Annotated in this window: 18 protein-coding genes and 1 pseudogene; 12 read left to right on the top strand and 7 right to left on the bottom strand. The window is 53.0% G+C overall.

The genetic code is table 11. From position 1 onward, the window contains the following. Positions 1–113 precede the first annotated feature (113 nt). From AC4EYZ_RS00850 to AC4EYZ_RS00820, 7 genes are all read left to right on the top strand, one after another. Positions 114–1,904 carry a GmrSD restriction endonuclease domain-containing protein gene (locus AC4EYZ_RS00850; RefSeq protein WP_041158393.1) on the top strand — a complete coding sequence of 597 codons (1,791 nt, stop codon included), beginning with the start codon at positions 114–116 and terminating at the stop codon, positions 1,902–1,904. A 107-nt stretch (positions 1,905–2,011) separates the two neighbouring features. Then, positions 2,012–3,130, top strand: coding sequence for an AAA family ATPase (locus AC4EYZ_RS00845; RefSeq protein ID WP_041158394.1), 1,119 nt, complete (start codon positions 2,012–2,014; stop codon positions 3,128–3,130). A 17-nt stretch (positions 3,131–3,147) separates the two neighbouring features. Further along, positions 3,148–3,852 carry a hypothetical protein gene (locus tag AC4EYZ_RS00840; protein ID WP_141224402.1) on the top strand — a complete coding sequence of 235 codons (705 nt, stop codon included), beginning with the start codon at positions 3,148–3,150 and terminating at the stop codon, positions 3,850–3,852. 249 nt (positions 3,853–4,101) lie between these two features. After that, the gene (pglZ, locus tag AC4EYZ_RS00835) at positions 4,102–6,732 is read left to right on the top strand and encodes a BREX-1 system phosphatase PglZ type A (protein ID WP_041158395.1); all 2,631 of its coding nucleotides are present in this window, start codon (positions 4,102–4,104) and stop codon (positions 6,730–6,732) included. 72 nt (positions 6,733–6,804) lie between these two features. After that, a complete protein-coding gene (gene brxL, locus AC4EYZ_RS00830; RefSeq protein ID WP_052475612.1) occupies positions 6,805–8,877 on the top strand; it encodes a protease Lon-related BREX system protein BrxL in 2,073 nt (690 codons plus the stop codon). Positions 8,878–8,939: 62 nt separating this feature from the next. Continuing rightward, positions 8,940–9,122 (top strand): hypothetical protein, encoded by a 183-nt coding sequence (locus tag AC4EYZ_RS00825; protein ID WP_041158396.1) that lies wholly within the window; start codon positions 8,940–8,942, stop codon positions 9,120–9,122. Positions 9,123–9,180: 58 nt separating this feature from the next. Continuing rightward, on the top strand, positions 9,181–9,504 hold the full coding sequence (locus AC4EYZ_RS00820) for a hypothetical protein (RefSeq protein ID WP_041158397.1): 324 nt from the start codon (positions 9,181–9,183) through the stop codon (positions 9,502–9,504). 840 nt (positions 9,505–10,344) lie between these two features. Here AC4EYZ_RS00820 and AC4EYZ_RS00815 read toward each other — a convergent pair. The 6 genes from AC4EYZ_RS00815 to AC4EYZ_RS00790 all read right to left on the bottom strand — a co-directional run bounded on the left by AC4EYZ_RS00815 (position 10,345) and on the right by AC4EYZ_RS00790 (position 14,976). Beyond that, positions 10,345–10,806 (bottom strand): DUF2892 domain-containing protein, encoded by a 462-nt coding sequence (locus tag AC4EYZ_RS00815; RefSeq protein WP_041158398.1) that lies wholly within the window; start codon positions 10,804–10,806, stop codon positions 10,345–10,347. A gap of 137 nt (positions 10,807–10,943) precedes the next feature. After that, positions 10,944–11,357 (bottom strand): DUF6691 family protein, encoded by a 414-nt coding sequence (locus AC4EYZ_RS00810; protein WP_041158399.1) that lies wholly within the window; start codon positions 11,355–11,357, stop codon positions 10,944–10,946. Next, positions 11,354–11,815, bottom strand: a complete 462-nt coding sequence (locus AC4EYZ_RS00805) for a YeeE/YedE family protein (protein ID WP_041158400.1) — start codon at positions 11,813–11,815, stop codon at positions 11,354–11,356. Before AC4EYZ_RS00805 ends, AC4EYZ_RS00810 begins: the two co-directional genes overlap by 4 nt. Before the next feature lie 5 nt (positions 11,816–11,820). After that, positions 11,821–13,587, bottom strand: a complete 1,767-nt coding sequence (locus tag AC4EYZ_RS00800) for a SulP family inorganic anion transporter (protein WP_041158401.1) — start codon at positions 13,585–13,587, stop codon at positions 11,821–11,823. A 7-nt stretch (positions 13,588–13,594) separates the two neighbouring features. Continuing rightward, the gene (locus AC4EYZ_RS00795; RefSeq protein ID WP_041158402.1) at positions 13,595–14,041 is read right to left on the bottom strand and encodes a protein tyrosine phosphatase family protein; all 447 of its coding nucleotides are present in this window, start codon (positions 14,039–14,041) and stop codon (positions 13,595–13,597) included. 20 nt (positions 14,042–14,061) lie between these two features. Continuing rightward, positions 14,062–14,976: an MBL fold metallo-hydrolase gene (locus tag AC4EYZ_RS00790; protein WP_039857571.1), complete on the bottom strand. Its 915-nt coding sequence runs from the start codon at positions 14,974–14,976 to the stop codon at positions 14,062–14,064. A 208-nt stretch (positions 14,977–15,184) separates the two neighbouring features. Between AC4EYZ_RS00790 and AC4EYZ_RS00785 the strand changes: the two genes are divergently transcribed. The 5 genes and pseudogenes from AC4EYZ_RS00785 to AC4EYZ_RS00765 all read left to right on the top strand — a co-directional run bounded on the left by AC4EYZ_RS00785 (position 15,185) and on the right by AC4EYZ_RS00765 (position 21,482). Continuing rightward, complete coding sequence (locus tag AC4EYZ_RS00785) at positions 15,185–15,259, top strand: YgaP family membrane protein (RefSeq protein ID WP_083868688.1); 75 nt, start codon at positions 15,185–15,187, stop codon at positions 15,257–15,259. Between the two features lie 101 nt (positions 15,260–15,360). Continuing rightward, positions 15,361–16,112: pseudogene (locus AC4EYZ_RS00780) on the top strand (IS5 family transposase). A gap of 292 nt (positions 16,113–16,404) precedes the next feature. Further along, entirely contained in the window at positions 16,405–17,181 is a 777-nt protein-coding gene (dsrO, locus tag AC4EYZ_RS00775) for a sulfate reduction electron transfer complex DsrMKJOP subunit DsrO (RefSeq protein ID WP_039857572.1), read from the top strand. Then, entirely contained in the window at positions 17,165–18,394 is a 1,230-nt protein-coding gene (gene nrfD / locus AC4EYZ_RS00770; RefSeq protein ID WP_041158403.1) for an NrfD/PsrC family molybdoenzyme membrane anchor subunit, read from the top strand. Before dsrO ends, nrfD begins: the two co-directional genes overlap by 17 nt. Beyond that, positions 18,387–21,482: a molybdopterin dinucleotide binding domain-containing protein gene (locus AC4EYZ_RS00765; protein ID WP_039857575.1), complete on the top strand. Its 3,096-nt coding sequence runs from the start codon at positions 18,387–18,389 to the stop codon at positions 21,480–21,482. The genes nrfD and AC4EYZ_RS00765 overlap by 8 nt, the downstream gene beginning before the upstream one ends. An 883-nt stretch (positions 21,483–22,365) precedes the next feature. Here the strand turns inward: AC4EYZ_RS00765 and AC4EYZ_RS00760 are convergent. Beyond that, a complete protein-coding gene (locus AC4EYZ_RS00760) occupies positions 22,366–23,271 on the bottom strand; it encodes a L,D-transpeptidase family protein (RefSeq protein ID WP_041158489.1) in 906 nt (301 codons plus the stop codon). Positions 23,272–23,382 lie beyond the last annotated feature (111 nt).

The following is a 23,382-nucleotide window of genomic DNA, read 5'->3' as shown; positions in this document are numbered from 1 at the left end:
GAGCCGGAAAAATCACACGCATCTAAGATCAAATCGTTTTTGAAAGCTTTATTCGCGCTAGGTGACATGAATAAAGCTATCCGGTAACAATACAAGCGCAACAAGGATCAGGCATGGCCAAATATGAAGTAAAACAGACCGCAGTAAGCCAAGTGCTGGCGGATGTGCGCAGCGACAAGATTGCCATCCCGGAGCTGCAACGGCCATTTGTGTGGAAAACATCCCAGGTGCGTGACCTGATGGATTCTTTATACAACGGCTATCCGGTGGGCTACCTGATCACTTGGCAGTCAGTAGGCGCCAAGCTGAAAGGCGGAGACGTGGCGGCTCATCAACAGATTTTGATTGACGGCCAGCAGCGGGTAACAGCACTGCGTGCAGCGGTGGCTGGGCAGCCGGTGGTGGGCAAGCGCTACCAGAAAAAGCGCATTGCCATCGCGTTCAACCCGTTGACCGAGGAGTTTGCTACACGCACCCCGGCAATCAGTAATAGCAGCCAGTGGATTCACGATATTAGCGAGTTTTTCTCGGGCACTAGCCAGCTGACCTTTCTACGCCACTATTTTGACAAGAACCCCGGTGTCGATGAGGGGCAGGTCGAGGCTGCGGTAGCGAAGCTCGCAGGTATTGAACACGCCCAGGTCGGTGTGATATCTCTGAACGATGATTTGGATGTGGAAACGGTCGCTGAGATATTTGTGCGTATCAACGCCAAGGGCGTTCCACTTTCCAGCGCCGACTTCGTCATGAGCAAGATCGCCACCTATGGCGATGAAGGGCGTAACCTGCGCAAGCTGATCGATTATTTTTGCCATCTCACTGTGTCCGGTCACGCCTTCGACGACATCCGCGCTAACGATGAAGAATTTGCCGCCTCGCCACACTTGGACAAGATCCAGTGGCTCAAAAGCCAGTCAGATGAGTTGTTTCAACCAGAATACACCGATGTGATCCGCATTGCGGGGCTGGTGGGCTTCAGCCGTGGCAAGGCCGGAGCGATTGTCAGCGAGCTTTCCGGTCTCGATCCAGAAACCCGCAAGATTGATGAAAGCCGCATCCCCGCTGCTTATGCGCGGTTTTCGGACGCGCTGGATCAATTGGTGCGCAAAACTCACCTTGAACGCTTTGTGATGATGATCAAGTCGGCGGGCTTTATCGACGCTAGCATGATTGGCTCGAAGAACGCGCTGAACTTCGCCTATGCGCTGTATTTGCGGCTGCGCAACGACGACCAGATGAGCGAGGGCGAGCGGGCGCGTATCGTCAAACGTTGGTTCGTGATGACACTACTCACCGGCCGTGCAGTGGGTAGTTTTGAATCAACCTGGGAAACCGACCTGCGTCGGATTAGCGAACACGGCGCTGATAGCTACCTGCGCATTCTGGAAGAATCAGAGCTTGGCGATGGCTTCTGGAAAGTGGCCTTGTTGCAGGAACTGGTATCACCTAGCAAGCGTAGTCCAGCGTTCCAAATTTACTTAGCAGCGCTAGTTAGCAAGGGTGTCCGTGGGTTTTTGTCGAAGTCGATAAATGTTGCTCAGATGATCGAAGGGCATGGTGATATGCATCATATTGTTCCTAAAAATTATTTGATTAAGAATGGCTTCCCAAAACAGGGTGACTACAACCAAGTAGCCAACTTTGCGCTGACGGAAACACCCATCAATATCGCTATTAAAGACTATCCCCCGCAAACCTATATGGCCAAGGTAAAGTCACAATGTGACACCGGTGAGCTAACGTTAGGTGAAATCACTCATCTGGTAGACCTTCAAGCTAACCTGAGAGAGAACGCTATTCCGGACTTTCTGGACACCGTCACTTCTGACAACTACCGAGATTTTCTCGCGGCGCGTCGCAAACTGATGGCCGAAATGATCCGCGAGTATTACCAGGCTTTATGAGGTATGGGCTGAACGTCAAGGGCAGAACTGGTGCCAGTAGCCGTAGTTTTTTTACGGATGCATCAGAGCTTGCTATGATGATCAGATTACTATCTTGAGGGGGCACCATGCTGCATAAATTTGCTGTGAAAAATTTCCGAAACTTTGCGGATTGGCTTACGTTTGACATGACCAGCCAGCAGTATGCGTTTAACGACAATGCAGTGAAGGATGGTATTGTCGAGCATGGCATGATTTATGGGCCTAATGGAGGTGGTAAATCCAATCTTGGCTTGGCCATGGTTGATCCGGTGCTTCACTTGATCGACTCTTCCCACAACCACCAAAATCTCAACCTTGAAAATAACTACTTAAATGGTGGAATAGGCGTTGAGCTAGCTGAATTTGTTTTTGAGTTTCGTTTTGAAGGAGTTAATGTTGAGTATCGTTATGGTAAAAAGTCACTAAGAGAGTTGGTTTATGAAAATTTACTCATTGACGGCGAAGAAGTTATTGCCATTGATCGGCGTGTATCAAAGCACGCTAGCATCTGCCTTCAACGAGCAAGCAATCTAAAAAAGGACGTTGGCGACTCTCAGATATCTTTATTAAAGTATGTTCATAGCAATACGCTTTCTGAAGAATCCGCCACGGATAAGGCGTTTGATGCGTTGTTTGATTTTATTGAGGGGATGGTATTTTTCCGGTCACTTAGTTCGGCGCGCACGGGTGAATATATTGGTAAGAAGCTAAGCGAGGCGCGGCTTTCGGAAAGGATTATTAGCTCAGGCTCTCTTGAGGACTTTGAACATTTTTTGAATGATTCTGGCATTGAATGTTCACTTGATGTTGATGTTAAGGATGATGGCGATAAAAGCATATATTTTAATTTTGGAGGAAGAAAGCTAGAGTTTGCCTCCGTGGCTTCTACAGGCACCTTAGCTCTGGGTATTTTTTATTTCTGGTGGTTGCGCTTTCAAAGTCAAGAAGTCACCTTTGCCTATATGGATGAGTTTGATGCCTTCTATCATCACGCATTGGCATCCGTTATTGTCGGAAAAGTTGCTGATTCGGATTGTCAAACTATTATGACCACTCATAATACAGGTGTCATGAGTAACGACCTGCTCAGGCCAGATTGCTATTTCGTATTGGATAAAGATATTAAGCCCATTACCGCACTTACGAATAAAGAGCTACGAAAGGCACATAATCTAGAAAAAATTTACAAAGGCATGTCTAGCTAATGGAACGGACGTTGTTTGTGTTTGAAGGAGAAAAGGTTGAGCCGAATTATTTTAATAGCCTTGCAAAAGTTTTCTTCAGTGGTGAAGAAAGTAATATTTTGGTCTGCTTTCAGAATGATATTTACGAGCTTTACAAGGCGATAGTAAAAGATGAGGATTTAGATCCTTTTGAGATTATTAAAGAGTTAAACTCTGTTGCAAAAAAACAAGAGAGTTTAGCTGGCTTAAGGCGTGATCAGATATCTCAAATCTACCTTTTCTTTGATATGGAGCCCTGTGACAATCTTTATAGCGATGAGAAGCTATGTAAGATGCTTGAGTTATTTGATAACGAAACAGAGAACGGCAAGCTTTTTATCAGTTACCCTATGGTTGAAGCGTTGAGAGATATAGATAAACATGAAGATTATCTAGCTCTTACAGTTGATGTTTCGCGCTGTAAAGGGAAGATTTATAAAGGACTGTCGTCTCAGCGCGGAAATCCAAAGTATCGAGATGCAAAGAAAATAGATAAGCTTCTCTGGCAAGGTTTGGTAGACGTTAATATGAGGAAAGCCAATGGTATAGTTAGCGGTAAATACGGTATTACCACCCGAGTCAGTCAACCTTCTATTGCTAGTACTCAGATAAATAATTACTTGCCAAATGGGGAAGTGGCTGTGTTGAGTGCCTTCCCAATCTTCTTGGCGGATTATTTTGGTCAAAAGGTTTACGAGCTTTAAAATCTGCGACTTTTTGTCGCTTTAGCGAAGAACTGATCCGTACAAGATCGCCGCCTGCTGCAAGCTGATGGCGTAGAGGATACGCGAGTATTATCAGGCTTTGTGAAGGAGAGAAAATGATGAAGCCGGGATTTAGCGGGAGAGTCCGGCTGTATTAGACAGGGCATGTTAGTATTTCCTTCATTTTATATTGTGCTTGCCGGTTCAGGCGAGCCGTCATGTTTGATCATGAACCGGCAAGGAGGCTAGATGCAGCTCGACCAACTCCAGCAGGGCTTACAACACGCCTTCTTCACCGACCGCCACCGGATTGTGTTCTGGTACGACGCCCCTGGCCACTTTGCGGATTCGCTTAGCGAGCTTGGGCTGGAAGGCGTTCAGGTGATCAATATGGCGGGGGAGTCTACCCTTGGCGTGAAGCTACGCCTGGAGCTGGAGGAGCCGGAAATGCCCACGTTGCTCTACTTTCCCTACGCCGAGCCAGCCCCAGAAGATGACTGGCTGTTGGATATCAAGCTGTACTCTGGCCGCTTCTACGCCGACCGCGTTTCGATGATTTTCAACGAGCTGGGCCTAACACGCCATGTGCTGCGCGAGCACTTGGCGCAGCGGCAGGCGTTTTTAGCCAGCCGCAAACGTATTGAGGCCCTGAAGCGTTTGGTTACGCCTTCCCTCAGTGAAGATGAGCTGGATCTGGCGATGCTGGCCGTGGTGGTCGGGGCAACGTCCCTCGATGTTGCCACGCTGCTGTTTCATCTGGCTGAAGAAGCGGTGGCCAATGAGCTGGGGTTAGAGACGAACCCAGCGGCGTTGATTGAAGCGGAAAAGTACGCCTTGGTGCCTGCGCTGGTGCACGCCCTGCAAGCCGAAGTGGGTTACCCCGCCAGTCAAGCAGAGCTTAGCGGCGAAGCGCCGCTTAACTTCGGCCAGCTAATGCTGCGGTTATTGATTACCGGCTACTGCGAGAGCATTTCTGATATTCCTGACTGGGCGCGTCAGGTGGCCATTCCCTCTGTTAATGCGCGTGCATCTTCGCGGGCGCTGCTCACTCGCTGGCGGGATAGCTCGCGCTTTTACCCCGCGTTCGATGTGATCTCCGGTTGGGTGGCGGATGCCCAGCGCATTGATGACAAGCTGCAGGGTGTGCCGCTAGAGCAGCTAAGCCATGTGGCGACGTTTGAGGTCGTGGAGAAGCAGATCATTGTCGATCTCTGCCAGGCGATTCCCTCGGCGGATGCCCGCGACCTGAAGCTGTTCGACAGCATCATTGTGGCGCGCCTGGACGGCTACTGGGCATCTCGGCATAAAAACGATGCCCGCCGCGAGCGCTATCGTCAGCTGTACGCCGCACTGACGGCGGCGATTGCGCTGTTTAGCCTGCGTCATCAGCATGCCAAAGGCTTTCATTACGAGAGCGTTGAAGCGCTTTATCACGCGTACCAAACAGACCTCTACCGTTTTGATACCGCCTATCGCCATTATGCCGTGGCGTCTGATGCCACTGGCGTTGAGCTGCTAAAAAACCTGGATGCCGCCGTTGAGCGCTGTTATGACGAGTGGTTCCTGGGCCAGCTCACCCGTAACTGGAGCGAGCGGGTAGAAGCCGAGCAGCGGCTCACCCACTGGAAGCTACCCAATATCCCCAGCCAGCAGCATTTCTACCGTGACTGGGTGCAGCCCCAGCTAGCCGCTAGCCGCCAAAAGCGTGTGGTGGTGGTGATTAGTGATGCTTTCCGCTATGAGGCGGCGGAAGAGCTGCGTGAGCGCATTAATGCTAAGCGCTACAGTGAAGCGACGTTAAAAAGCCAGTTAGGTGTGGTGCCTAGCTACACCACGCTGGGGATGGCCTCGCTGTTACCGCACCGAGAGCTCAGCTATCAGCCGGGCAGCGATACGGTGCTGGTGAATGGCCAATCCACCCAAGGCACGGCGAACCGCAGCAAGTTACTTAAAGCCGCGCTAGGCGGGGAGGCGTTAGCCGTCACCGCCGATGAGGTAAAGGGTTGGAGCCGTGAAGAGGGGCGCGAAAAGATCAAAGGCGTGCAGTTGATGTACGTGTACCACAACGTGGTAGATGCCCGTGGGGATGCCGCTAACACCGAAAGCGAGACGTTCGCAGCGGTGGAGGATGCCATTGATGAACTGGATCAGCTGACCCGTAAAATTCTCATGCACTTGAACACCAGCACCGTGTTGGTCACCGCCGACCATGGTTTCCTGTTCCAGCGCAGCGCGTTGGATGCTACCGACCGCACGGCGCTGTCAGAAAAGCCAACGTCGGCCTTCAAAAGCAAAAAGCGCTATGTGCTGGGCGAGTCGCTGCCCGACAACCCCAGCGTGTGGCACGGCCATACCCGCGATACGGCAGGCACCGCCTGCGACACCCAGTTCTGGATACCCAAAGGCGCACACCGTTTTCACTTTGTCGGCGGGGCGCGCTTTGTACACGGGGGCATTATGCCCCAGGAAATTGTGGTGCCCGTGCTCACCGTTCAGCAGCTACGGGGCGAGAAGGTAGAAAAGCGCACTAGCCGCAAGGTGGAAGTGATCTCACCCAAGGCATCGCTGAAGATGGTCAATAACATTCAGCGCTTCGACCTGCTGCAAACCGAAGCGGTGAGCGAGCGCCTCCGCCCGGTCACGCTGTCGGTGTCGATTTACGCGGGCAGCGAGGTGGTCTCCAGTGAAGAGATCGTGACCTTCGATAGCGCAAGCGACAATATGAACGAGCGCATGAAGTCGGTGCGCCTCTCGCTATCAGGCACGTCATTCGACCGCAAGAATGACTACTTCCTAGTGCTGCGCGATAAAGACCTGGGCACCGAGCGGGAGCGCTACCGGGTGGTGATTGATCTCGCGTTTACGGATGATTTTTTCTAGGCCCGTCATCAGCTGGGAAGCTTTTATGTTTGTGCATTGTGCTTTTTTCGTCGTTTAGGAGTGACCGCCCACATGGATTTTGACTCATCTTCCGCCACGCACGTGACCGGCGCCCTCCAAGACGCCGATCTGGATACGATGCTCAACACGCACTTTGCGGGCCGCGTGGTACGTAAGGATCTCACCCAGCGCGTGAAAGAGGGCGCAAACGTGCCTGTTTACGTACTGGAGTACCTGTTAGGTATGTACTGCGCCTCTGACGATACCGAGGTGATTGCCAAGGGGTTGGAAAACGTCAAAGCGATTCTGACCGATAACTACGTTCGGCCGGATGAAGCGGAGAAAGTAAAATCCATTGTGCGTGAGCGCGGCAGCTTCAAGGTGATTGATCGTGTCACGGTGCGTCTGAATGAGAAGAAAGATCGCTATGAAGCGGCGTTCAGTAACCTGGGCATCAAGGATGCCGAAATCTCTGCAGGTATTGTTAAAGAGCACGAGAAGCTGCTGGTAGGCGGTATTTGGGTGATCGCCACGCTCAGCTACTTTCACGAAGAGGGGCAAACAAGCTCGCCGTTTGGCGTTAGCCTGCTCAAGCCTATTCAGATGCCCCACATGAATATGGACGAGCTGTTTGAAGGGCGGCGTGGGTTTACCAATGTTCAATGGCGTGAAGTGCTGATTCGCTCGATTGGTATGGAACCTGCCGAGCTGGATGAGAACGTGCAATGGCACCTGCTGGCCAGGATGATTCCATTTGTCGAGAACAACTATAACGTCTGCGAGCTAGGGCCACGGGGCACCGGCAAAAGCCATATCTACAAAGAGTGCTCACCCAACAGCATTTTGGTCTCCGGCGGGCAAACCACGGTGGCTAACCTGTTCTACAACATGAGCTCGCGGCGCATTGGCCTGGTGGGTATGTGGGATTTGGTGGCGTTCGATGAAGTGGCCGGTATCTCGTTCAAGGATAAGGACGGGGTGCAGATCATGAAGGATTACATGGCCTCTGGCTCCTTTGCCCGTGGGCGCGAACAGATGGAAGCCTCAGCCTCGATGGTGTTCGTCGGCAACATCAATCAAAGCGTGGAGTCGCTGGTGAAAACCAGTCACCTATTGACGCCATTCCCCGATGCCATGATTGATGCTGCCTTCTTTGACCGCTTCCATGCCTATATTCCCGGCTGGGAAATCCCCAAGATGCGGCCCTCATTCTTCACTCAGCGCTATGGGTTTATCGTCGATTACCTAGCCGAATTTTTCCGTGAGATGCGCAAGCGCAGCTTCGCTGATGCGATTGATCGCTACTTCTCTCTGGGCGACAACCTCAACCAGCGTGACGTGATCGCGGTACGTAAAACGGTATCGGGCTTGCTGAAGCTGATGTTTCCCCATGGGGAATACATGAAAGACGATGTACGGGACTGCCTGGAATACGCCATGCAGGTACGCCGCCGCGTCAAGGAGCAGCTGAAAAAGATTGGCGGCATGGAGTTCTACGATGTCCATTTCAGCTACATCGACAAAGAGACCTTGGAAGAGCACTTTGTGTCGGTGAAAGAGCAGGGCGGTGGCGGCCTAATTCCAGAAGGCCAGGGCAAGCCAGGGGTGGTGCATACCATTGGCCTCAGCGATAAAGGCATGCCGGGGGTTTATCGCATCGAAATGCAGGTAACCGCAGGCAGCGGCAAGCTGGCGATGTCAGGGCTTTGGAACTCAACGGCCGCCAAAGAGCAGGTCAAAATGGCGTTCGATTACTTCAAGGCCAACGCCAGCCGTATCAGTGGAGCCCGCAAGGTGTTGGAGCATGATTTCCACCTTCATGTGGTCGATCTGCAAAATAGCGGCGTGCTGCGTGATCTCTCGCTAGCAAGCTTAGTCGCTTTTTCCTCTGGCCTGGTAGGTAAACCTACTCAGAGCCAAATGGTCGTGCTGGGCGACATGAGTCTAGGGGGCAGCTTGAAACCCGTCGAAAGTCTAGCGGAATGCCTGCAGGTTGCCTTTGATGCCGGTGGCAAGCGCGTCACTCTGCCCATGAGCAGCGCCATGGATATTCCTACCATCCCCGGAGAGCTGTTCACCAAGTTCCAAACCAGCTTCTATGCCGAACCGATTGATGCAGTGGTCAAAGCGCTTGGGGTGGATTAAGGTTAATGAGTCTACCGTGATACTGCATTCATGGTTTCGCACGCACTGCAGAAGGCACTTAGATGCAAAAATCTAATGAGTCCAGTGATATAAAAGCAGACGGTGGCCCTCTGCAGCGGCTTAAGGGCTCGGTCGGCAAATATGAGCTGCCGTTTGAGCCTGTAGGCGCTGACGACTGGGAAGCCATGCAGGTGGAAGAGCCTGTTCCAGCCACCCAATCAGGTGATGAGCATCCGCCGAGATAGGCACGCATTGCACATGCCATGTTAGTGAGTACATGGTCGGTAGGGGAGGAGCATAGCAATGAAAGTGACTGAAAAAGTAGAAGTCGAGGCCGTCACTGATGTGGTGTGCGATGTCTGCCTAACCACAACACGTGTAGTAGAGGAAAATCTTGAGTACGCCACCCTCAAGGCACATTGGGGCTATGGCTCTCAACACGACGGCGAGCGCTATGAAGTTCACCTTTGCGAAAGCTGTTTTTTCAGCACGTTGGCTTACTTCAAACAAGAACGCCGCGTACAAAATTTGTTCAGCGAAGATAGTGACAGAGATCAAGCCTTCAATACAGATGACCGCCTGGGGCTCGTGGCGACGGATGATTATTTTGGTGATAGAGACGCCTAAGCGTGCTATGCAGTTTCGCCACGCTTTTGGACTGGTATAGAGAGCTGCTTAAGGCAGATTTCGACCCAAAGCGGAAGTTGCGGCCAATTAGGCATGTTGGTTCGACAGTGTTATGCAGCCGGTACGATATTGATGCTTTGCTGCCGAGCTGTATTTAGTTTCACGTGATTTCAAGGGTATAGATCGTGAATGAAATGCGGTATAACCCAAATGAACGTGCCAGCGGGTCAACTCAATAAATGAGTTGGCAGTCTTATACCTGTTAAGCATACGACACTATGAATCTTGAGAGGGCGTTGAAAAGTCAGCTGGCATTGTTCACACCTTGCACAGTCATTGCATTTCGTTCAACAAGCTGCACCAGATCACAGTGCGGCTATTTATCGACGTGGGCGGCGGTTAATTTGCGTTAGCCGATGATCTTCTCAAACTTGGCTATCAGAATTTTAGTGTTCTAGGTATTTCAAACGAAGCAATCCAAGCAACCAAGCAACGTTTCGAGACAGTCTCAAACACTGTGGAATAATTGTTCGTGGATATTACCACTCATACAACTCTGCCCAAACAGCGCTACGTTGTTTGGCATGATTGCGCAGTATTCCACTTTCTAGTTGTGCCAGGAACAGCTGTTTTAGCACGTAAACATAAACCTTGAGCAGGGTAAGTACATTACTCAGCGGACTGAAAGACACTGGGGGGAGGTGTAGCGTGCAGAAATAAGCTCTGCTCTCTTAATAAAGGAGAGCAGAGCGGTGATTTGGCATGTACATTTTGGTCCTGCCGCTAAGGGTCGGACTTGCTTGGCCTGACGAGCATTCGCTTGGATAAGCGGGAGCGCTCTTAACGTTCTACTCTGTCCAGCACTTCATGCATGCGGTCATGCGGGCTTGCCGGCGAAACGCTTTCTAATTGGGAAAAATCTCCACGTAAGGCTTTAAGCGCATAGCGTTCTTGGTCAATTTCTTTTGAAGTGCGTACGTCACGTTTACGGAAGATAACAATGGGTGGACACCATCCTTGCAATGCGTGTTGCAGCAGAAAGCCGGTTACCGCCGCAGGCAACAGGAACCATCGCTTATCGACTAACGCCCCAAGGGCCACTCCAGCCAAGCTCAGGGTAGCCGCGTTCGCTTCCAGAGTGCGTTCAATATCCCACTCATGGTCGAGCTCATGCAGACGGTGCTCAATTTCATGAGGATATTGGGCGAAGTACGCAATGTTGTCTTCGGTGCGCCGCCGGATATGCTGGTTGATGCTTTCGGCAGTATTCTGCTCAACGCGTGAAGTCGTTGAAGGCAGCATGTGACCTCCTTATCCTTAAGTTAATATGTCCAAAGATATCTTTAACCAAGAGCTAGCAATCTTAACGCTAATCTAGATCTACACTTTTAGTTCTATAATTCACTCTTAGCAAGCGGTGGTTTAAGCTCAAGCGCTGGTCAGCGGCTGCCTGAGAACCGCTTTGCTAACCACCACCCGCCAATCATTGCCACAAGCATCGCGACGAGAGGCGTGCTCAGTCCGACGACCGAGGCGATGGCAGGACCTGGACAGTAGCCCGAAAGCCCCCAACCAATGCCAAAGAGCGCCGCCCCACCGAGCAAACGGCTATCGAGTTCACGCTTGGTTGGTAGTTGAAATTTATCACCAAAAAAAGGGCTGCTCCGACGCAACACCAACCGGTAGCCGATGAAGGTAGTGATGACGGCCCCGCCCAGTACAAAGGCCAAGGTAGGATCCCATTCGTCGGCGATATCCAGAAAGCTGAGAACACGCGCCGGATCGGTCATGCCTGAAATGGCGAGGCCGAGTCCGAACAAGAGCCCTGCGGCGTAAGCCATTAAGGTTCTCATGCCCCACCTCCTATCACATGTCGGGTGATATAGACGGTTGCCATGGCACTCAGCAAAAACGTGACGGTAGCCGCCATCGAACGCGGCGATAGACGTGACAGGCCACATACCCCATGACCACTGGTACAGCCGCTGCCGAGCCCTGTCCCGACACCCACCAACAGCCCCGCAATCAACATCAGCATCACGCCACCGGCGGGATCACCAATAACCTCATTGGGCTGTCCCACCACGTTTCCCAGACCACCTCCCGCCAGAACGAGCACAACAGGCCCGGTGACCAGGCCAACCAAGAACGCGGCCCGCCAAGCGCTGTGGCCCTTTGGAGGCGTCGTCACCAGCGTGCCGGCGATGCCGCTGATACCGGTGATACGTCCTAGCGTGGCCATCAACCAGGTAGCGGAAATGCCGATGAGTATACCGCCGGCCAATCCTTGCAGATTTGAAGTCCAATCCACTTCGTTTACTCCTTAGTTTGGTGAACCTGTTGGGTGTTGGTTGCCTGAGCCAACGACGTTTTCTCTTGATGCAGGCTGCGCCAAGCATCGTAGGTACTGAGGAAGACCTCGCCGCCGAGCGCTTTCATGAAATCGGAGCCACGAAGCTTGTCCATAACCGGCCCCTTGACCTCGGCCAGATGCAGCGCCATGTCGGCATCCTTCAACCGAGCGTTGATCTCCTCTAGGCTCTCCAAGGCCGAGGCGTCGATGGTATTAACTGCCTGACACGCCAGCACGATATGCTGCAATTCGAAGTCACGGGAAATCAAGGCCATCACGGTATCCTCAAGGTAACGGGCATTGGCGAAATAAAGGCTTTCGTCGATGCGGAGTATGACCAGACGCTTATCGGTCTCAACGTCGTGACGCAGGACATTTCGGAAATGCTCGCTGCCCGGCACTCGGCCGACCACGGCGCTATGGGGACGGCTGGTACGGTAGAGATGCAAGGCGAGCGATAGCCCTACGCCGGCCAGGATGCCGCTTTCCACCCCATGGCCCAGGGTGGCGATGATGGTTACCAACATGGCTACGCCATCACTGCGGGAGTAGACCCAGTTTTTTTGCACCGCGCCCAAATCCACCAATGACAGGACGGCGACGATAATGGTTGCGGCGAGCGTGACGATGGGGAGATAGGCGATCAACGGTGTCAGCAGCAACGCGGCCAGTGTGATGCCTATGGCCGTGAACGCACCTGCCGCCGGAGTCTGAGCGCCGGCATCGAAATTGACCACCGAACGGGCAAAGCCACCCGTCACCGGCATGCCGCCAGAGAAGGAAGCCGCGATATTCGAAGTGCCAAGACCGATCAGTTCCTGGTTTGGCTCGATGCGTTGCCGACGCTTGGCGGCCAAGGACTGACCTACCGATACTGACTCTACGAAACCGACCACGCTTATCAGCAAGGCAGCTACTAACAGTTCACGCCATAGCCCAAGGTCCAAACCTGGTAAGGTAAGCGGAGGTAGGCCGGCCGGTACTTCTCCCACGACGGCTACGCCGTGCTGGTCGAGCTGCCAGGCCCAGCTCGCTAGGGTGGTCAGCGCCACGGCAAGAATCGGTGCTGCCTTGGACAGCATATCCGCTGAGCGTGACGGCAGGCCTAGCGACAGGAGCCCTGGCTTCAACCAACGCCGGGCAGCATAAAGAAAGACCAGCACACCTAAACCGATGGCAAGAGTAATCCCATGGAGGCTGCCCACGTTTACCCACAGGTCGCCCAGTAATTCGATCATGTTGTGACCCGAGGCTTCCACCCCCAGCAGGTGTCGGGCCTGACCGATCGCGATGAGCAGCCCCGAGGCGGTGATGAATCCGGAGATCACGGGATGACTGAGGAAATTGGCCAAGAAGCCCAGTCGCGCCACCCCCATGAGGATGAGAAGCAAACCAGACATCAGTGCCAGTACCAGTGCAGCGCCCAAGTATTCCGGCGACCCTTGCGGGGCGACGCGACCGATGGCCACCGCTGTCATCAGCGAGACCACTGCCACTGGCCCTACCGCAAGGGTGCGGCTGGTCCCGAAAATCGCATAAACGAACAGCGGAGCGATGCTTGCATAAAGCCCCACCTCGGGGGGAAGGCCCGCCAGCATGGCGTATGCCAGCGACTGCGGGATCAGCATGACGGTCACGATTACCGCTGCCAACAGGTCGCTGGCCAACGTATCGCGTCCATAGCCGGGCAGCCACTGGAGTATAGGTAGATAATGCTTCAGGCTGGCCATAGCACGCTCACGACCCAGAATCACCCTTTGCCTGATGGGCTTGTTGTTCAAGCCTGTCGCGCAAGGGCTCCAAGTCATAGCCAGCCGCATTGGCTGATTCGATCAGCTCGGATACCGGACGCTGCGGGGCGAGTGATAATGCCCACAAATGGGCCACGCGTTTTCCCGTTCGGCAGAAGCCGAGCACGGGGGCCTTTGCAGAATGCAGCACATCTGAATAGGCATCGATGTCCGCCTTTGCGTATTCCCCAGGCTTTACGGGAACTTCATGCCAGGCCATGCCCAGTGATTTGGCCTTAGCCTTGAGGGCATCGGGATCCGGCTGGTCATCACTTTCCCCGCGCGGGCGATTGGAGATAATGGTGCGGAACCCTTGTTCGGCAAGCTGTTCAAGTTCGTCGAGGCGAGGTTGTGCTGCCACGTAAAGGCGATCATCGAGTGGTTTGATATCCATAGGTTACCTCCTTGGTCGCTTTAGGAACGCGCCTCATCATCCCAGGCGGCCCCCGGTAGAGCATCGAGGGGAATCTTCAGGTAACGACGACCATTATCCTCTGGCTCTGGCAGGTCGCCGCCCCGGATATTGACTTGCAAAGCGTGCAGGATCAGTTTCGGCATGGGCAGCTTGGCGTCACGTTCGTTACGCAAAGCGATGAAGCTTTCCGCTGTCGGGCTGTCTTGGAGATGAATATTGGTTTCGCGCTGGACACTCACCGTGCTTTCCCACTCTGGCTCGCGATCGCCGGGCATGTAGTCGTGACCGGTAAAGAGCCGAGTGTCGTCCGGCAGTGCCAGGATGGCCTGAATGGAATCCCACAGTTTGTGAGCATTGCCCCCAGGGAAATCGGCACGGGCCGTACCACCATCCGGCTGAAACAGCGTGTCGTGCACGAACGCCGCATCGCCGATGACGTAGGTGATCGACGCCTTGGTATGGCCGGGCGAGAACATAATCCGGCCTTCTATCTCGCCCACGTGGAAAGTATCGCCCTCTACAAAAAGGTGGTCCCACTGTCGGCCGTCATCCGGAAAGTCGGGCCAGTTGTATATATCCTTCCATAGCGCTTGCACTTGCGTAACGTAAGCTCCTATAGCCGTTGGTGCCCCTGTCTTTTCCTTAAGATACTGTGCTGCCGAAAAATGGTCGGCGTGTGGATGCGTATCGAGTATCCAGTCAACGATGAGCCCCTCCCGTGCGACGTAATCTAGTAACTCATCAGCATGGTGGGTTGCAGTGGTCCCTGACTTCTCATCAAAGTCCAGGACAGGGTCAAGGATGGCACAGCGCCGTGTCGCAGGGTCACTGATAATATATTGAACGCTTGAGGTTCTTTGATCGTAAAAGCCGGCCACGTCCGGCCTGCCTGGTGAGTGTCGGAAATTACGCATATTCTTCCTCATTCTCCATTTTAGTTACAAGCCTAGACCATATTGGAATAACAAGAAAACAATGAAACATGTTTATACAAACATCAAGTAAAAGTGACATCTCCCCCTCTGATTGGGTTGAGCTAGCCAGATTCCAAGCGACTCAACGAACTCGAAGTCGCGAAGACAAGATTAAAGAAGCTTTTCACTGAGTCGCTACTGGAGATGATTGCCGCTAGCCACCGGGCTATTTAACTTCTGCCCAGCTTATAAATTAATAGGCATTAATACATGTAAAATTTAATAGTGCCTATTAGGGCGTGTCCTCATTTTGAAAGAAAGGCTGTCCCTCATTGATTTTCTGTGGGGTTATGCGACTCTTCTTAACAGAAGGGGAGTACAGCCATGACACGATATGTTTTGACCGATGACATTTGGGAACAGCTTCAAGTCACCATGAAAGCAAAGGGTTGCCACCGCTGGCCCAATGATCGAAATGTGATGGAAGCAATACTCTGGAAACTCCGAACCGGCGCTCCCTAGCGCGATGTTCCAAGTGAGTTTTGCCCCTGGAAAACGGCCTATAATCGCTTCAACCGCTGGGCCACCAAAGGACTGTGGGAGCAATTTTTTTTGAGCTACGAGGCGAAATTGATGCGGAGTGGGTATTCGCCGACGGAAGTTACCTCCGCGCTCACCAGCATGCGAGTGGAGCTCGGCATGGAGAAGAGCGGGCCATTGGAAAATCACGAGGAGGAGCTACCACCAAACTTCATATGCTCGCCGATGCGCATGGAAATCCGGTCGATTTTGAAGTCACTGGGGGTAACGTCCACGACGCCACGGTTGCAGAGCACCTCATAAAGAAGGTCGATCAAGCCGACCACTTCATTGCTGACAAGGGCTATGATTCAGAGGGCATCCGTGACCATGCCAGGGCAGGGGGCATCAACCCGATCATCCCCAAAAGATCAAACAACAAGACGCCAAATCCGGAGTTTGACGCCTTTCTCTACAGGCATCGCCATTTGGTAGAAAACCTCTTTGCTCGGCTGAAACACTTTCGCAGCATTGCCACTCGCTTTGAGAAACTGGCACGAAATTTCAAATCCATGGTTTACCTGGCGTGCACCTTCATTTGGTTGAAAATGAAATGAGGACACGCCCTAAGCAAACAAAACCATAGAAAAAGCGCTTGCCATGTTTATTGGGGCAAGCGCTTTTTTACATATGCGCGCTAAAAAATTCCCATGTAACAAGCTAATTACTTAATGCTAGATGAAATTCCATATACAGAACAGCTACTTAGTCATTTAACATTAAGAGAGCATTAAGCGATATATCATAACACATTGACACGTATCAACTTTCTACCTTGAGCAAAGGCGTAATCTAAGGGTATTCCGACATTCGCCCTGCGAATGCCGTTTAATTCGCCAAGGAGGCGCTATGGACGCAATACGTCGCTCGCTCTTGGGTCAAATGGCACGCTTAAGTGCAGGCGCTGCGCTGATGCCGTTTTCAAGCCTTGCCCAAGCTGGCATTAATCAGCAACCTGCCCGCCGCGAAGGCGACCCAACTAAACGCTACGGTATGCTTATCGACTTACGCCAGTGCATCGGCTGCCAAGCCTGTACGGTGTCGTGTCATATCGAAAACGCTGCACCGCTGGGACAGTTTCGCACCACGGTCTCCCAGTATGAAGTACAGCATCAGGAAAGCGGCGAATTAGCCACCTTTATGCTGCCCCGGCTGTGTAACCACTGTGAAAACCCACCCTGCGTCCCGGTCTGCCCTGTAGAAGCCACTTACCAGCAGCAGGATGGCATTGTGGTGGTCGATAGCGACCGCTGCGTAGGGTGTGCCTATTGCGTCAATGCTTGCCCCTACGATGCTCGCTTTATTAACCAACGCACTCAAACCGCCGACAAGTGCACCTTCTGTGCCCATCGTCTAGAAGCCGGACTATTGCCCGCTTGCGTTGAGAGCTGCGTAGGCGGTGCCCGCGTGATTGGAGATATGCGCGATCCTCAAAGCCAAATCAGCCGCATGATTCATGAACATCGCGATGCATTGATGGTGCTACAACCAGAAAAAAACACCCTTCCTCAGGTGTTCTACCTAGGCATGGATGAGCGCTTCACCACGCGTCCTAAGGCCGAGCCCGTTGCGCTCGAAGTACTCGACCCCCACGGTCAGGAGATGGGCTATGAATTCCACCATTGAGCTACTGGCACCGCGCTATGACATCGCCTGGTACCCGTGGGCGGTTCAGTACTTTTTTATGATTGCGGTTTCCTACGCCAGCCTATGGCTAGCCGCCCCAGCACTGGTATTCGGTAAAAAAACCTGGCTGCCTACCGCACGTCTGGCGCTAATCGCTTGCGTTAGCACTACGCTAGTGGCGCCCGTTGCGTTACTCGCGGATTTGCACCAGCCACTGCGGTTCTGGCACTTCTACGCTTACGCCAATAGCCACTCGTGGATGTCGATTGGCAGCGTTGTTCTGCCGCTTTATTTGGTTAGCGTGCTTGGCCTTGCTTGGTTGGCATGGCGGCCCGCGCTGCAGGCACAGTGCGGCACTCCAGGACTCGGTGGCATGCTAGCCACCTGGCTTTCACTGGGCAGAGGCACAACGCCACGAGCAATGGTCGCGGTGGTAGGTCTGGCTGCGCTGGGACTTTCCAGCGGCATTATGCTTTACACCGGTGCGGAACTAGCAATCGTAAAGGCCCGTCCGCTTTGGAACACCGTGTGGCTACCGCCCATGCTGGCGACCACCGGATTTATCGCCGCCTCCGGTCTGGTGTTAGTGCTGAACAGGGTTAGTGGGCTTTGTTCGCAAACCGCTATACGACAGATGCTGTATGTGCTGCTAGTGGCCTGTGCGCTAGCAGGATTGATCGCGCTTAGCTGGTTTTTAGATGGCGTAAATGCCCACGTAGGCTCAGTCGCCACCGCGCTGGAATCCGTGCGCCATAGCGCCTCGTGGCGCAACACTGCCCTCTGGGGAGGCATTACCGGCATCGCGCTGTTTGCCGCCGTGTTGTTTTTATTGACTCGCCCTACCCTGCGCCAGCCCGGGCCGAGCGGCGCTCCAACCTCTAGCCAGCCAGCACTGTTTGCCTGGGCATGGTTGCTAGGCCTCGTCGCCATACACATGGGCTGGATGTTTCGCTGGGTGGTACTGATGGATGTTCAGCATGTGGCGCGCAATAGTGCCGGATTTCACCACTATGGTATTCCCGCCGGCTCTTCCGGCATTTTAGGCATTGTTGGCACCTTCGGTCTCTGGCTCGCCGTTATTCTCCTGATTGAACTGTTTATTCCCTGGCGACAGGCCCAACAAGGCGGCCTTATAGCAATGCCAACCCACGCTGCCCAAGATGCTTCTACTCATCCTCTCACCGCTAAAAAAGGAGCGTCTAGTCATGTCTAAGTCTGCTCAAGACCCGTCACGCCGCCGTTTTCTAAAAGGCGCTGCCGCCGCTGGTGGTGCAGCCACCTTTGCCGTGGGCTATGCCGACCCACTGGCAAAAATGGCCAAGGGCATTACCGGTAGCGCGGGTGAAAAACCCAGGCACAATATTCATGGCAACTCGCTGACCCCAGAATACCGCGTCGATTTAGACACTGGCGAACTCACCTTAACCCCCGGCCAGCGAGTCGCCTTCACTATTTGTTACGGCTGTACTACCCGATGCGGCGTGAGAGTGAGGGTCGATGACACCCTTGGCGAAGTACTGCGGGTATCAGGCAATCCCTACCACCCGCTGTCCGCCGACGACCATTTACCTATGCGTACACCGGTGGCGGATGCACTGCGTAGTGTTAGCGCCTATGGTGAACAGGGTCAGATAAACCGCTCCACCGCCTGCGCCCGTGGCAACGCCATGATGAGCCAAATTACCAACCCTTTCCGAGTCGACAACTGCCTGAAACGAGTAGGTGAACGTGGTAGCCGTCAATGGCAGAAAATCTCCTTTGAGCAGCTAATTGAAGAAATCTGCGAAGGCGGCGACCTGTTTAACGAAGGCCACGTTGATGGACTGCGCGATATTCGCGATCACGACACCCTGATTGACCCTGACAACCCTGAATATGGCCCCAAGGCCAACCAATTAATGGTGATGGAAGCCACTGACTACGGGCGTTCAGACCTACTCAAGCGCTTTACCCTCAATGCCTTTGCTACCCGCAATTATGGTCACCATGGCGCTTACTGTGGTTTGGCTTTCCGCATGGGATCTGGCGCGGTGATGAACAATATTGTCACCAACGCCCACGTTAAGCCAGATATCCAAAACGCACGCTTCATCATGTATATCGGCTGTGCGCCCAGCCAAGCGGGCAACCCGTTTAAACGCCAAGGCCGCTTGATTGCCCAAGCCCGTGCAGCCGGTACGTTGGAGTACGTGGTGGTCGACCCAGCGCTCAATGCCGCCACCTCCCACGCAGCCGACAACAACCGCTGGGTGCCTATTCGTCCTGGGACAGACAGCGCTTTTGCCATGGCAATCATCCAGTGGCTACTCGACAACCAAGGCTATGCTAGTGACTTCCTAGCTCTGCCCGGCCAAGCCGCCGCCAATGCAGCGGGCGAAACCACCCACTCCAACGCCACTCATTTGGTGATTGACACCTATGAACACCCCCGCAGAGGTTATTTTCTTCGCGCCAGCGACCTGGGCCTAGCGGAAGCGGATAACGATGCTGACTCGCCGATGGTAGTCGCCAATGGCGAACTCGCGCTAAGCGAAGAGGTGATGACCGCCGAGCTCTTTGCCGAACGTCCGGTTGAGCTTGCCGATGGCACCACCGTGACCGTCAAAAGCAGCCTGACGTTGCTAAGCGAATCTGCCCACGAGTACGACCTAGACACCTATGCCGAGCATTGTGGCATTCCCAAGGCGACGATTATTGAATTGGCCAGCCGCTATGCCAGCCATGGCAGAAAAGCCGCTGTTAACTGTCACGGCGGCATGATGTCGGGTAACGGTTTCTACGCCGCGTTCAGCGTGCAAATGCTGAACTTACTGGCGGGCAACTACAACATGAAGGGTGGCAGCGCCGTGGGCGGCGGCACTTACAGCGGTACCGGCGAGGGCCCACGCTACGACTTAGCCAACTTTCCTGGTAAGCGCGCACCTCAGGGGGTGTTTCTATCCCGCTCGCGCTTCCCCTACGAAAAGTCTTCCGAGTATCAGCGCAAAGTCGCCGCAGGCGAAAATCCTTACCCGGCTAGAGCGCCGTGGCGCTCGTTGGCACCGCCGACACTCACAGAGCACCTACCCTCTGCACTAGATAGCTATCCTTACCCCATCAAAGCGGTGATTGGCTGTATGGCCAACCCGATTTATGGTCAGGCCGGTCTGAAAAGCGTCATTGTCGACAAGCTGAAGGACCCTAAGCGTCTAGGGCTCTTTGTCGCCGTGGATGGCTTTATCAATGAAACCAACCGCTACGCCGACTACATCGTGCCTGATTCCGTGATGTACGAGGTGTGGGGGTTTACTGGCGCGTGGAAAGGCACCCTCGGCAAACTAACCACCGCCTGCTGGCCCGTAGTTGAGCCACGCCAGCAAAAAACCGCCGAGGGAGAACCGGTGTCAATGGACAGCTTCTTTATTGCCGTGGCCAAGCGCCTGGGTCTGCCCGGCTTTGGCGACAACGCAATTCCCGATGCCCAAGGAAATCTGCACCCGCTCAATCGCGCTGAGGATTACTACCTGCGAGCCGCGGCCAATATCGCTTTTCAAGAAGAGCCACTGCCAGAAGCAGATGACGCTGATATTGCTCATGGAGGCATTGCCCCACTGCTGCCTAAAATCGCAAGAACGCTAAAATCTGATGAACGCGCTAGAGTTGCCTATCTCTATGCCCGGGGTGGACGCTTTGAAGATGCCAGCGAGCACTTCATCGGTGAAAAATTGAAATACCAGTGGAAGCAAACGCTGTGTGTTTACAACGAATCGGTAGGCACCAGTATTGATACCACTAATGGCCTGCCCAATAGCGGCGTCCCCTGCCATAAGCTGCCTCAGATGGCGAACAAGCAACCTATGCGCGAGATATTTTCTGAGCAGGAGTGGCCGCTGCTAGCCTTCTCGTTCAAATCCAATCTGATGAACTCTTACGCCATTGGGAGTGAGCGGCTACGTATGATCAAGCCTTATAACCCGATACAAATGCACCGCCAAGACGCCGAGCGCTTTGGTATCCAGCACGGTGATACCATTCGCATAGAAAGCCCTGGCGGAAGCGTTGTGGGATTGGCACTAGTCAGTGAAAGCGTAATACCTGGCGCCCTGGGCATTGAGCACGGCTATGGCCACAAGGATTTAGGTGCCACGCCACATGTCATCGACGGGGTATCCCAGCCGGATATGCCCTGGATGCGTGCAGGTATCAATATTAATGACCTAGGCTTTCAAGACCCCACACGGAAAGTAGATGGCACTTGGCTAGAGCCAATCAGTGGGGCCAGCGTGCGCCAAGGCTTACCAGTAAAAGTTAGACGAGTCTAACCAATGCAGAGCAATAGAATATATACAGCTAGCTTTGCAAATTTGGAATGAAAAAAACAAGGACGCCCTCATGAGCTTCTAAGGGTGTCCGCTAAGGCTGTAGTGGTCAATTAAAACTGGCCAACGGTTTATAGTTAACTCAGTATTTTTTCTCTGCCTGGTTCGGACACTTATCAACTTGACTAGAAACGCAACATTTTAACTGTCACTTATCTGCTAATTGCTGGCGATATGGTCGTTATATTCATTCATGAGTGGGTGCTCGGAGGAATTGTTGGCCTATTAGGCCGTAGCCACAGGCATGATCTTGTGTCATCAGATGACGAGGTTCAAAGGTCCAAAAGTGGTGGAGCCTAAATGCCCTAGATAGGGAACCATCTTTAAGTACACGGCTCATCCAGCCCAGACTCCCATAAGCAGCCAGCACGAATAGTCAGCGAGCTGGTTACAGTGCTGGGCTGGTACTGTGACTTCTCTAGGACTTTGGAGCGTTCGGCTCGTCCAAGGTGTCGTTCAAAAATTGACTAGCCATAGCCTAGAGCTTGCCGATCCTTTCAAACATCCTAAATCAAACAATGAGAGTGTACCTTGTGAGGCCTCCGTGCTTAATGCATTTAGCAAAGTTGAAATTACACGCGATGATCTGTCTTAAAGCCTAATTTTAACTAACACTCTGCAAAGAGTTTCTCGCTGCTTACCACCATACTTTATTCCCTTTGAATGCCCCATTTATTCCTGAAGAACGCTGTAAATGATGCCTTGTATGGATGGCAGGGGAATCCCAGGATACAGTAAACCCTGCGACGGACGTGACGGCATCACTTATGAAAGCACTTGGCCACATTGAACCCATAACAACCGCTAAAATTTACTAAAAAGTGGGTTAAATTAGCGGCTCTATACGTCCACTACCTCTTTTAAGCGCTTTCTGCATCACTTCATAATCAATGTTTGAGCGCTTTTGTTCCGGCAGTTCGTCAGCTTTGTTAACGATATTCAGCAAGTCGCTTATGCTCGTTTCTTGTTCATTACGCGAAGTAAATGCCTGCAAGTACAGCAAGTGGTCGGCGTCCCAGCCAAGCTTGATCGGCTCATCGATAATATTGACCTGGGTACCGTTGGGTATTTGCTCAAATACGGCTTTAATATCGTCGGGGTGCATACGGATACAACCTCGACTGGCGCGCATGCCAATGCCATCTGGTTGGTTCGTGCCATGAATTAAATAACCAGGAATATCCAATAAGATGGCGTGCTGACCGAGGGGATTGTCGGGCCCTGGCGGAACAACGTCAGGCGGTGGGTCGCCGCGTTCAGCCGCTTCCTGACGAACGGATTCGGGAGGATACCAAGCGGGGTCCTCAAGGCGCATGGTGGTTTTGGTAATCCCCAATGGTGTATCGAATCCATCGCGGCCGATGCCAATGGGGTAGGTTTCGACGCGAGGTGTTTCTCCATCTTGCACCTCGGGATAGTAGTAAAGCCGCAGCTCCGCGATATTGATAACCACTCCTTTACGCTCTACATCCGGCAGTATGTGTTGCCCCGGAATCTGAACCTGCGTTCCTTTCCCAGGAACCCAAAGACTAGTGTCGGGATTGGCCCGTCGAATTTCCTCATATCCGACACCGTGTGCGTGAGCAATATCGAGCAAGGTATCCTCTTCGTTCTCTACTTGAACGGTATAGGCCTCACCCACGATATTGCCGGTTTCAGGCAATAGATAATGTCCTAGTGGCCGTGAGGTCTCGCCAAAAGCCGAAAATGAAACAAGCCACAATGCCACCATGAATACGCAGCGAAGCAGTCGACCACTGACTGCAGGTTTTACAAAGCAAGAGTTCATAAGAAACGTTACTCACTATACGACCAAAAGCTCATTAGGCATGATGAACATTAA

This window comes from Vreelandella sp. 162(4c) (genome assembly GCF_058152265.1).
Note: the sequence above shows the minus strand (reverse complement) of the source record. Positions and strands in the feature narration are given on the sequence as shown.

Bases quoted from the DNA above. Each gene is read 5' to 3' on its own strand.
- AC4EYZ_RS00820 (WP_041158397.1), top strand. From the start codon at position 9,181: ATGAAAGTGACTGAAAAAGTAGAAGTCGAGGCCGTCACTGATGTGGTG.
- AC4EYZ_RS00815 (WP_041158398.1), bottom strand. From the start codon at position 10,806: ATGCTGCCTTCAACGACTTCACGCGTTGAGCAGAATACTGCCGAAAGC.
- AC4EYZ_RS00800 (WP_041158401.1), bottom strand. From the start codon at position 13,587: ATGGCCAGCCTGAAGCATTATCTACCTATACTCCAGTGGCTGCCCGGC.
- AC4EYZ_RS00795 (WP_041158402.1), bottom strand. From the start codon at position 14,041: ATGGATATCAAACCACTCGATGATCGCCTTTACGTGGCAGCACAACCT.
- nrfD (WP_041158403.1), top strand. From the start codon at position 17,165: ATGAATTCCACCATTGAGCTACTGGCACCGCGCTATGACATCGCCTGG.
- AC4EYZ_RS00790 (WP_039857571.1), bottom strand. From the start codon at position 14,976: ATGCGTAATTTCCGACACTCACCAGGCAGGCCGGACGTGGCCGGCTTT.
- AC4EYZ_RS00845 (WP_041158394.1), top strand. From the start codon at position 2,012: ATGCTGCATAAATTTGCTGTGAAAAATTTCCGAAACTTTGCGGATTGG.
- AC4EYZ_RS00810 (WP_041158399.1), bottom strand. From the start codon at position 11,357: ATGAGAACCTTAATGGCTTACGCCGCAGGGCTCTTGTTCGGACTCGGC.
- AC4EYZ_RS00825 (WP_041158396.1), top strand. From the start codon at position 8,940: ATGCAAAAATCTAATGAGTCCAGTGATATAAAAGCAGACGGTGGCCCT.
- pglZ (WP_041158395.1), top strand. From the start codon at position 4,102: ATGCAGCTCGACCAACTCCAGCAGGGCTTACAACACGCCTTCTTCACC.
- AC4EYZ_RS00765 (WP_039857575.1), top strand. From the start codon at position 18,387: ATGTCTAAGTCTGCTCAAGACCCGTCACGCCGCCGTTTTCTAAAAGGC.
- dsrO (WP_039857572.1), top strand. From the start codon at position 16,405: ATGGACGCAATACGTCGCTCGCTCTTGGGTCAAATGGCACGCTTAAGT.
- AC4EYZ_RS00760 (WP_041158489.1), bottom strand. From the start codon at position 23,271: ATGGTGGCATTGTGGCTTGTTTCATTTTCGGCTTTTGGCGAGACCTCA.
- brxL (WP_052475612.1), top strand. From the start codon at position 6,805: ATGGATTTTGACTCATCTTCCGCCACGCACGTGACCGGCGCCCTCCAA.
- AC4EYZ_RS00850 (WP_041158393.1), top strand. From the start codon at position 114: ATGGCCAAATATGAAGTAAAACAGACCGCAGTAAGCCAAGTGCTGGCG.